Raw genomic sequence first — 3,118 nt, 5'->3', positions numbered from 1 at the left:
AGGGAAGGGATCAGCAGGCCTGCGGCAACGAAACTTCGTGCCCACGATCCGATGTTTCGTTTCGCCAACCTTGACCCTCGAGCGTTCAGCAATCGTGGCTATTGCGAGACACACTCCAAAGATGAGCACCGCAGAGGCCGCGCTCTTGACAGAACTGAACTGCGTCCAGGATTTATCAGGAAGCATTTCGCTAAGCTGTAACTCTGCAACCACAGATTGGTAAATGTGCCAGCATGGTTACTTCATTAGCGAAAGCGGCTGATATCGATTTGCAGCCCGTCACGCGAGCTCAAAGCGTGAATTACCACGCATTCGCACCCGTGAATCCATTCAACCTTTAGATGCAAATGGATCAAGCAAATTGAACGGCACCCAACCCCAGGCATTCGCGCCCCCGACCTGAACCCACTCATGGTGCCGCGCATGGACGGTCAGGATAAGCCGGCCGGGCACGACCCGGACGACTTGCGCACCGTGTTCCGGTCGCAACCTGATATTGGTCGTCGCTCGGGTTGCCATATGTTCTGGAGCCTCAACGGTCACTGAAGCAGGCACGGCCTCAACCGGCTTCTTCTCGGGAGACCAGGTCATCGCTGAAGAGATTGGCAAGAACCCGGGCAGGTAAGATCGAAGCGCAATCGTCTTCTCAGACTGGACAAGCGAAACGCCGAGGCGTTGCGGCTGCTTCGTCCGAAATCCCGGAAGCGCATAGAGCAGGATAACGGTCGCGACGAGTGCGCAAACAGCTCTTCCATATCCGAGGCGAGGGTTATTCTCCGAGGCCTCTGTGTGCATCTGTTTGCGGCTCGAAGTGAACTGAACGCGGACGCAGAAGCCGCTTTTTGGAAAACCGAAAGTCACCGCGGCCATGCGATTGCGATGAGTGAGGGCGCCGTCTGACACGGCGATGCTGGCGGCCGACTTCGACAGGTTGAGCTTGATGCCCGGTTGGCGATGATCAGCTTGGAAATCGCCGACGCAGGCAGTTGCTGCGCGCGCTTGCGGATGTGAACGGGCCGATCCTCGCCACTGGGCAGCAAGCATGCCAAGGCTTCTCGTCGAGTTCGGCAAGAAGTGGTCGTACTCATCCACGGCCTGCGTAGCCGCCGACGCGCTCGTGGCTTCGTAATCCGCGTCGTTACTATTTCTCCGTTCCACATCGGGATCACGCCGGCGGATGCTTTCACTCACTTCCGCGACGACGTGACGAGCATCAACAGTGCCGTCGCGTTTGCGAGCGTCTTCCAGGCCGGAAACCAACAAGCTGGTGAGCTCCTGGATCGAATATCGATGGCGCCGGCTGCGATCAAAGGCGGCGGTCGAACGAAATCGTGGGTCGTCGTCAATTGCGGCACCCGCGACGAAAATGCGTCGATTCTCGGGGCACGAGGGTCCCTGCCGCGGATCGGCGCAACCAGGCATGCGGTCCCTGCTCATGGGGTGGTGCCGGTCACTGTCGTGGCTCCGCCCGAGACATCGTAGAGAGGTGAAATTGGCTTGGCGGCTTCCTTGAGCTTGGTGACGTCTTTGTAGCGATCTACGGCAGCCGCCATTCTTTGGCCATCACCCGCGATGTGGGTGTCATAGACGTAGCGCGGCCACGGATCGATGATTTGAACCACCTCGTTGGACTTCTCGGCATTTCCGGCGCTGAGCGTGACGCTCTGGCTTCTAACGGTGTTCTGCTCGAAAGGATCATCGAAAGGTAGTTCCCTCGTGCAGCCCGCGAAGGCTGTTGCGACAACACTGAGAATGAGGAGGCGTCGGAGCGTCATCGGCAAGCCGTCACTTCTTCGTCACATATGCGTTTGCATCTTCTGCCTCTGGCTGAATGATGTGCCCGTAGGGACCGGCGAGATCTCCGCCGCTCGAGACATAATCCGTGTATTTCTTCTTTCGCTCGAGCAGCCCCATGGCAAAGATGTCCACGTCGTTGCCTTGCAGTCGCTGATCGAAGGGCGTCGCGAGATGGTCTCCGGGAGCTGCCGGCTTCACGAGATGGGGCGTGACGATCACGACAAGGTCGGTTTCGTTTTTCTGGTAGCTGGTGCTACGGAACAGAGTGCCAAGCACAGGGACCGAACCGATCCACGGGAGCTGGTCAATATTCTCGACGATGTCCGATTGCAGGAGGCCGGCAATGGCGAAGCTTTGGCCGTCGCGCAGCTCGACCGTGGTGCGGGCTTCGCGAGTGGTCAGCGCCGGAATCGAGAAGCCCGAAATTACCACGGAGTTCGTGGGGTCGATCTCGCTGACGGAGGGAGCCAGGCGAAGATTGATCAGACCGTTGGAGAGCACGGTCGGCATGAAGGTGAGCTGGACACCGAAGCTTTTGTAATCGACGGTGATCGTGGGAACGGTGCCCGAGCTCTGTTGAATGACAGGCACCGGAAATTGGCCGCCCGCAAGGAAGCTCGCCGAATCTCCAGAGAGTGCGATGAGATCGGGCTCGGCGAGGCGGCGGACCGCGCCCTTTGATTCGAGCGCGGTGATCAGCGCGTCGATGCTGGCGCCTTTGTTGACGAGGCTTGCGAGCGCGGTGCCGAACGGGGCCGCGGTCGTGCCGGCAAGGGTGCCGGCGGCGCTGAGCGCTGGAACTCCCGCGCCCGCCGTCGCGGCCGTGCCGGCGGGGTTCACGCCGCTGAGTGCCGGCCGCGGCGCTTGCGAGGCGGCGCCAATTCCCGTGACCAGGCCGCGTGTGCCTTTGTTGTTGAAGACGAACCAGTTGACTCCGAGCGCATTGCCGGCCTCGCGGCTGGCTTCGAGAAAACGTACCTTGAGCATCACTTGCTGTGAGGGAGAAACTTTCATCGCATTCACGACGGGCGCATCCGGCGAAAGGCCCTTGGCAACAGTCACCGCGCGTTCAGCCGAGACCGCATCGGCCGCCTCGCCGCTGAGCACAACCTGACCATTTGCGCTCGAGACCCGGATATTGCCGCTACCCGTGCTCGCCTTGATCTTGGCGCCGACATTGACCGTATCCGGCACGACTTCGAGGTCGAGCACGCCCAGCAGGCGCTGCTTGTCGGGAGCAAATACGGAGACGTTGGTGGTTCCCACCTTCTTGGCCTGAATGTAGATCGAATTGTCGGTCATCGGCAGCACGTCCGCGTAC

Annotated in this window: 4 protein-coding genes; 1 reads left to right on the top strand and 3 read right to left on the bottom strand. The window is 60.2% G+C overall.

From position 1 onward, the window contains the following. A partial coding sequence (locus tag JOY90_RS27740; protein ID WP_291694289.1) for a hypothetical protein occupies nucleotides 1-201 on the top strand: 201 nt, incomplete at its 5' end. Between the two features lie 129 nt (nucleotides 202-330). On the opposite strand, the gene JOY90_RS27735 is transcribed toward JOY90_RS27740, so the two are convergent. The 3 genes from JOY90_RS27735 to JOY90_RS27725 form a co-directional block, all read right to left on the bottom strand. After that, nucleotides 331-1,437 (bottom strand): hypothetical protein, encoded by a 1,107-nt coding sequence (locus JOY90_RS27735; protein WP_291694288.1) that lies wholly within the window; start codon nucleotides 1,435-1,437, stop codon nucleotides 331-333. Further along, nucleotides 1,434-1,781 carry a hypothetical protein gene (locus JOY90_RS27730; RefSeq protein WP_291694287.1) on the bottom strand — a complete coding sequence of 116 codons (348 nt, stop codon included), beginning with the start codon at nucleotides 1,779-1,781 and terminating at the stop codon, nucleotides 1,434-1,436. Before JOY90_RS27730 ends, JOY90_RS27735 begins: the two co-directional genes overlap by 4 nt. A 4-nt stretch (nucleotides 1,782-1,785) precedes the next feature. Then, a partial coding sequence (locus JOY90_RS27725; protein ID WP_291694286.1) for a type II and III secretion system protein family protein occupies nucleotides 1,786-3,118 on the bottom strand: 1,333 nt, incomplete at its 5' end.

It is taken from the genome of Bradyrhizobium sp. (genome assembly GCF_019242285.1).
Classification (GTDB): Bacteria; Pseudomonadota; Alphaproteobacteria; order Rhizobiales; family Xanthobacteraceae; genus Bradyrhizobium.
Note: the sequence above shows the minus strand (reverse complement) of the source record. Positions and strands in the feature narration are given on the sequence as shown.